This window comes from Gulosibacter sp. 10 (assembly GCF_900163695.1).
GTDB lineage: Bacteria > Actinomycetota > Actinomycetes > Actinomycetales > Microbacteriaceae > Gulosibacter.
Map to the genome: position 1 here is coordinate 61,657 of NZ_FUIC01000018.1, position 6,041 is coordinate 67,697.

7 protein-coding genes are annotated in these 6,041 nt (G+C 68.5%); 5 read left to right on the forward strand and 2 right to left on the reverse strand.

Annotation, left to right across the window (positions count from 1 at the left end):
• Positions 1 to 5 precede the first annotated feature (5 nt).
• Positions 6 to 845 carry a PhzF family phenazine biosynthesis protein gene (locus tag FM112_RS07545; protein ID WP_087005907.1) on the reverse strand — a complete coding sequence of 280 codons (840 nt, stop codon included), beginning with the start codon at positions 843 to 845 and terminating at the stop codon, positions 6 to 8.
• 176 nt (positions 846 to 1,021) lie between these two features.
• On the opposite strand from FM112_RS07545, the gene FM112_RS07550 reads away from it, so the two are divergent.
• The 4 genes from FM112_RS07550 (at position 1,022) to FM112_RS17545 (ending at position 3,674) form a co-directional block, all read left to right on the forward strand.
• Positions 1,022 to 1,471: an Lrp/AsnC family transcriptional regulator gene (locus FM112_RS07550; protein ID WP_087005910.1), complete on the forward strand. Its 450-nt coding sequence runs from the start codon at positions 1,022 to 1,024 to the stop codon at positions 1,469 to 1,471.
• A 141-nt stretch (positions 1,472 to 1,612) separates the two neighbouring features.
• Positions 1,613 to 2,317 (forward strand): RraA family protein, encoded by a 705-nt coding sequence (locus tag FM112_RS07555; RefSeq protein WP_087005913.1) that lies wholly within the window; start codon positions 1,613 to 1,615, stop codon positions 2,315 to 2,317.
• A gap of 86 nt (positions 2,318 to 2,403) precedes the next feature.
• Positions 2,404 to 3,006: a class I SAM-dependent methyltransferase gene (locus FM112_RS07560; RefSeq protein WP_254910409.1), complete on the forward strand. Its 603-nt coding sequence runs from the start codon at positions 2,404 to 2,406 to the stop codon at positions 3,004 to 3,006.
• Between the two features lie 197 nt (positions 3,007 to 3,203).
• Entirely contained in the window at positions 3,204 to 3,674 is a 471-nt protein-coding gene (locus FM112_RS17545) for a Fic family protein (protein ID WP_369678163.1), read from the forward strand.
• A gap of 223 nt (positions 3,675 to 3,897) precedes the next feature.
• Here FM112_RS17545 and FM112_RS07570 read toward each other — a convergent pair whose 3' ends face one another.
• A complete protein-coding gene (locus tag FM112_RS07570; protein ID WP_087005923.1) occupies positions 3,898 to 4,134 on the reverse strand; it encodes an addiction module protein in 237 nt (78 codons plus the stop codon).
• A 298-nt stretch (positions 4,135 to 4,432) separates the two neighbouring features.
• Here FM112_RS07570 and FM112_RS07575 point away from each other — a divergent pair, with 298 nt between their 5' ends.
• Positions 4,433 to 5,995 carry an amino acid permease gene (locus FM112_RS07575; RefSeq protein ID WP_087005927.1) on the forward strand — a complete coding sequence of 521 codons (1,563 nt, stop codon included), beginning with the start codon at positions 4,433 to 4,435 and terminating at the stop codon, positions 5,993 to 5,995.
• Positions 5,996 to 6,041: the final 46 nt, after the last annotated feature.

Here is a 6,041-nt window from a genome sequence, read left to right on the forward strand (position 1 = left end):
GGCGGCTAGACGGCGGCGGTGCCGCGCAGGCACACCGTCGTCGCGCCGCCCACCCACACCTCGCCCGCCTCGACGGCGATGGCGACCTCGCCGGCGCGGCCGAGCGCGGTGCCCTGCGCGACGGCGAAGCGCGCCGGCGCAGCGCCGATCCCGGTCAACCACTGGGCGACCGAGGCGTTGAGGCTGCCCGTCACCGGATCCTCCGCGATCCCGGCCGCGGGCGCGAAGGCGCGCAGCTCGAACGCGTGCGGCGAGCCCTCCGGATGCGCGCCGAGGGCGCCGATCATCGCGTCCGGGAGCCCCGACAGATCGGGCTCGAGCGCGAGCACCTCTGCGGCGCTCGCGAGCCGCACCACGGCCCAGCCGGGACCGTTGTCGACCCACTGGTGGTCGAGGATCCGATCGCGGGCGATGCCGAACGCGGCCGCGATCCTCGCGAGGTAGTCCTCGTCCAGCGGCCCGGTGCGGATGAGCGGCGGCGCCGCGAACGAGAGCGTCTCGCCGTCGCGGCGGAGCGTGATCAGCCCCGCCTCGCACTCCTGCACGATCCTCCCCTCCTCGCGCGGGACCCCGCCGTGCTCGAGCCAGGCCCGCGCCGAGCCGAGCGTGGGATGGCCGGCGAAGGGCAGCTCGCCGGAGGGCGTGAAGATGCGCAAGCGGTAGTCGGCCTCGGGGGAGGCGGGCGGCAGCACGAACGTCGTCTCGGAGAGGTTGGTCCACCGCGCGATGCGCTGCATCGCGGCCGCGTCGACGTCCTCCGCCTCGAGGAACACGGCGACCGGATTGCCGCGGTACGGCTCGCGCGAGAACACGTCGACCTGGGCGAACGGACGGGTGCGGGTCATCGGAGGACTCCTTCGGGGCTTGGCGCCGACCGGCTGCGGTCGGATGCGCTTCGATCGGCCGACCTCCCGGGAAGCCGGTCGACGCGGCTGATGCACGATCGAATGGTATTCGCAGATTAGGCCGTTCCACTCCAGTTCCGCATATGGATTGGTAGGATGATGCAAGAATCTTGCACATGGATGCGATCGATAGGGCGATGCTCTCTCTGCTGCAGGACGACGGCCGGGCGACGATGACCGAGGTCGCGGCGCAGGTCGGACTCAGCCTCTCGGCGTGCCACCGCCGTTTTCGCGACCTCGAGGCGAAGGGTGTGATCCGAGGGTTCCGGGCCGATGTGGATCTCGAACTCCTCGGCTTCCCGTTCGAGGCGCTGGTGTTCGTGACGATGCGCGCCGGCGATGCCGTCGTCATCGCGGAGTTCGAGGCGGGTGTGGCGGAGATCCCGCACGTGGTGCAGGCCCACCGGCTGTTCGGCGAACCCGATTATCAGCTCTATGTCGCGGCGCGTTCCAAACAGCACTTTCAGGAGCTGTACGACGAGCGGCTCAGCCAACTCCCGGGGGTGCAGCGGCTCACCTCGACGCTGATCATGAAGACGCTCGTGGCGGGCAGGAGCCCGGGCTGAACCGGAGGACCGAAGAAGCTGTCGTCGATGCGCGTCTCGGAGGAAGAACTTGCGAGGATCCGCTCCCGTCGCGAGGAAGAACGCAACCACCTCCCTCGCCGGTCCGACTACTGTGCTGCTCATCGATCGAAAGGAACCGCCGTGGACGCCCAAACGCTGCAACGCCGCTATCTCGATCTGACGACGCCGCACGTCGCCGACGCCATGATGCGCCTCGACATTCCGGTTCGTCCGGCCCCTGCGGGCATCGGTCCGCTGTGGAAGGGCACGCATATCGTGGGCAGGGCGCTGCCGGCCCGGCACACGGGCAGCGTCGAGGTGTTTCTCGAAGCCGTTCAGCGGGCCGATCCGGGAGACGTCCTCGTGGTCGATAACGATGGTCGTGCGGATGAGGCCTGCGTGGGCGACCTCATCGCCTTGGAAACGGCCCGAGCGGGACTGGCGGGAATCGTGATCTGGGGGTTGCATCGCGATACCGGCGAGCTGCGGGACATCGGCCTCCCCGTCTTCAGCTGCGGCGCGTTCCCCGTCGGGCCGCAGCGCCTCGACCCGCGGCCCGAGGACGCGACCGTCGTCGCGTGCATCGGGGGCCATCGAGTCACCGGAGAGGACGCCGTGCTCGGCGATGACGACGGCGTGCTGTTCCTGCCGTTGGCACGAGCCGAGGAGGTGGCCGAAACAGCTCGAGAGATTCGGGATGCCGAGCGCCGGCAGGCCGCGAGCATGCGAGCCGGAAGCAGCCTGCGCGCGCAGACCCGGTTTGACGAGTTCCTGGCCGCGCGCGACCGAGACGGGACCACTTTCCGGCAGCACCTGCGCGCCGTCGGCGGCGAGGTCGAGGAATGATAGCCCCACATCGACGGTCCGGGCATGATGAAGCCTGCTCCGCGCATCCCTGGCAGGCGATACCACTTTCCGTCTACGAGGCGCATATGAGCGACGCCGAGGTCGGCCAGTTGCAGCGGCTGCGGGCGATCACCGCCGAGCAGCTCGCGGACCATCGACCCCGATCGGCAACCGTCCTCGGGGTCGCAGGCGGAAACGGGCTCGATGCCGTCGACCCGGCCCGGTTCGACGAGATCGTCGGCATCGACCTCAACGCCGAGTACCTCGAGGCGTGCGAAGCCAGGTATCGCGGCGCGCTCGGAGACCGCCTGCACCTGATCGAGGCGAGGATCGACCGCTCCCTGCGCTTGAGCGAGACGGACCTCGTCATCGCGAACCTCATCGTCGAATACGTGGGCGTCGACGAGTTCGCGGCCTTCGCGGGCGTCAACGCCGACCGTATCGGCGTCTTGAGCGTCGTGGTGCAACGCAACGACGATGAAGGGTTCGTCAGCCGGACCGAATATACCTCCGCCTTCTCCGGACTCGCGAGCGTGTCTTCGGACGTCGACGCCGGTCGCCTTGTCGAGGCCCTCGACGCCGTCGGATTCACGGAGATCGGCGCCGTCGATCACCCGCTGCCGAATCGCAAAACACTGGTCCGCCGTGATTTCCGTCGCAGATGGACCTCGGGCTCGTCCGAGGCATAGCGGCGCTCAGCGGCGCGTGAGGATGACGCTCATCGCGGAGCTCCCCGAACCCTAAACGATGCCATCGAACCGCCATGCCAAAGGTTATTTTCATAAGCTTTGGTATGACGCTGCTCATCGAAGGCCTCGGGGGAGCGGTATGGAGCCGGAAGGGCGCGGTGCGGGGCGACTCGGCGCGAACTGGCCGGCGGTCGCCCATGAGCAGGTGGCGTGGGAGCACGACCCCGTGGAGCCGATATCGAGACGGGCGCGGCCCCGTTACGCGGCCCCGTACCTCGCGTCGATTCCGCGATGTCGCCGTCTGGATAGGCGGCACCACCCCTCACACCGCATCGCATGTCGGGCCGCAGCCCGAGCGGGTGCCGGCGCTGGTCGATGACCTGATGCGCTTCGCCCGACGCACGGATCTTCCCGTCATCCCGCACATGGCCCTCGCCCACGCCCAGTTCGAGACCATCCATCCCTTCCCCGACGGGAACGGGCGAGCGGGGCGCGCTCTCGTGCACGCGATGCTCCGCAGCTCGGGAACCACGCGCCAGGTCACCGTCCCCGTGTCGGCGGGGCTGCTCGCCGATCCCGAAGGCTACTTCGATGCGCTCGACGAGTACCGGGCCGGGAATCCCGTCCCGATCGTGGAGGTGTTCACCGACTCCACCTCCACCGTGTAAACGATGCGGTACGGGTATCCGCGAACAGTCTTGCTGCGGACAACGGTGCCATCGTCCGCGGTCGTGAATGGCAGTGCGGCGTTCGGCCACCGGGCGAGGCCTTTCCGGGCTTGCCGCGCTCGGTCGATCAGTGCAAGGCCGATCCCTTGTTCCTACTCTTCATACCAGCGCACTGCGGCGTCGAACTCGGCGACAGCCTCGGGGTGCTCTCGCTGGGCGCGGGTCATCGGGTGAACGAGGCGTGCAAACGTTCGTAGTGCTCGTCAGCATCGACCAACTCGACGGCGCCGGAGCGCACCTCGGCCAGTCGCCGGTTGGCCTCGGCACGCCAGGCCGCATCGATCTCGTTCGTACCGCCCGTGTCATGGAGACTTTCAAGCAGGGCGTTCGCGACGACCGCGCGCTGATCTGCGTCGAGCGCGAGGCCGTCTCGGATCAAGGTTGCGGTGTCCGGCGTCATGTGCCAAGTGTAAGCCGAACGGTCGACAACCACTCTGCAATCTCGCCTCGGACTGCGGGACTGCTGTGGAGTCGCGATGCTGCCGAAACCATGCCGGCGATCGGCCCGGCGGACCGCTCGGCCTGCAGCTCCGGCTGTTCCCGGCATCGTTTTTGCGCCCCGCACAGCAGTCCCGGAGTTGTTGTAGCATTCTGAACACTGACGGACGCCTTTGCACCGGGATCTCCGTTTCAGTGCCGTGCCGCCGTGGGCTGGGAACAGTCCGGGCGGTGCAAAGGCACGCGTGAAAGGTAACTCCATGTCGGATCACGACAAGACCCCGGTGCCCCCGGAAGACCCCTTCGCCCACGAGCAGGCCGGCTACCAGAAGGGTCTCGGAGCGCGACAGCTCCAGATGATCGCCATCGGCTCCGCCATCGGCACCGGGCTCTTCCTCGGCGCGGGCGGCCGCCTCCAGGAGGCGGGACCCTCGCTGTTCCTGCTGTACGCCCTGTGCGGCTTCTTCGGGTATCTCATCCTCCGCGCCCTCGGCGAGCTCATCGTGCACCGCCCGTCCTCGGGCTCCTTCGTCTCGTACACGCGCGAGTTCTACGGCGAGAAGGCCGCCTTCGTCTCGGGCTGGCTGTACTGGCTCAACTGGGCCATGACGGCGGTGGCGGACGCCACCGCGCTCGCGATCTACATCGCCTGGTTCAGCCAGTACGAGCAGCTCGCGTTCCTCGGCGACATCCCGCAGTGGATCACCGCGCTGGTCATCGTCGTCCTCGTGATCTCGCTGAACCTGATCTCGGTCAAGGTCTTCGGCGAGATGGAGTTCTGGTTCGCGCTGATCAAGGTCGGCGCCCTGCTGCTGTTCCTCGTGCTCGGCATCTTCTTCGTCATCTTCGGCACGCCGAACGGCGCGCCCACCGGATTCTCGCTCATCGCGGGCGACGGATGGCTGTTCCCGAACGGCCTGCTGCCGGCGCTCATCGTCATCCAGGGCGTGGTCTTCGCCTACGCGGGCATCGAGCTCGTCGGCACCGCCGCCGGCGAGACGCGGGACGCGAAGAAGATCGTGCCCAAGGCGATCAACACCGTCATCCTGCGCATCGTGCTCTTCTACTGCGGCCCGATCCTGCTGCTGTGCCTGCTCATGCCCTACACGGCCTACTCGGCCACGGAATCCCCGTTCGTCACGTTCTTCTCCTCGATCGGCGTCGAGGCGGCCGGGCCCATCATGCAGCTCGTGGTCATCACCGCGGCGATCTCGTCCATGAACGCGGGCGTGTACTCCACGGGCCGCATCCTGCACTCGATGTCCATGGCCGGCTCGGCGCCGAAGTTCGCGCAGCGGATGTCGCGCTCGGGCGTTCCCGTCGGCGGCATCCTGCTGACCGCCGTCGTCGCGATGATCGGCGTCGCGATCAACTTCTGGGTGCCCGAGCAGGCCTTCGAGATCGTGCTGAACATCGCGGCGATCGGCACGATGGCCTCGTGGGCCGCCATCTCGATGTCGCACCTGAAGTTCACGAAGCTGGCCGAGCGCGGGCTCTACACGCGCCCCGACTATCGGGCGCCGGGCGGCAAGTACAGCGACTACGCGGTGCTCGTGTTCCTCGCCGTGGTCATGGTGCTCATCGCGCTCGACTACCCGGTGGGTACGTACACGCTCGCCGCGATGCTCGTGGTGGCGCCGCTGCTGGTCATCGGCTGGTTCGTGGTGCGCGGCCGGGTGCGGGAGCTCGCCGCGCAGCGCGAGGGCTACACGGGCAACTACCCGGTGATCGGCCGGACGCCCGGGATGGACCTGTACGGCCCCAAGCCTGCGGATGCGCGCCCCGAGGGGCCGCGGCCGAAGGACGAGGCCGGGGAGGGCTGAGCCGGGGAGGGCTGAGTCGGGCGCGGCGGCCCGGACGCATGTGCCG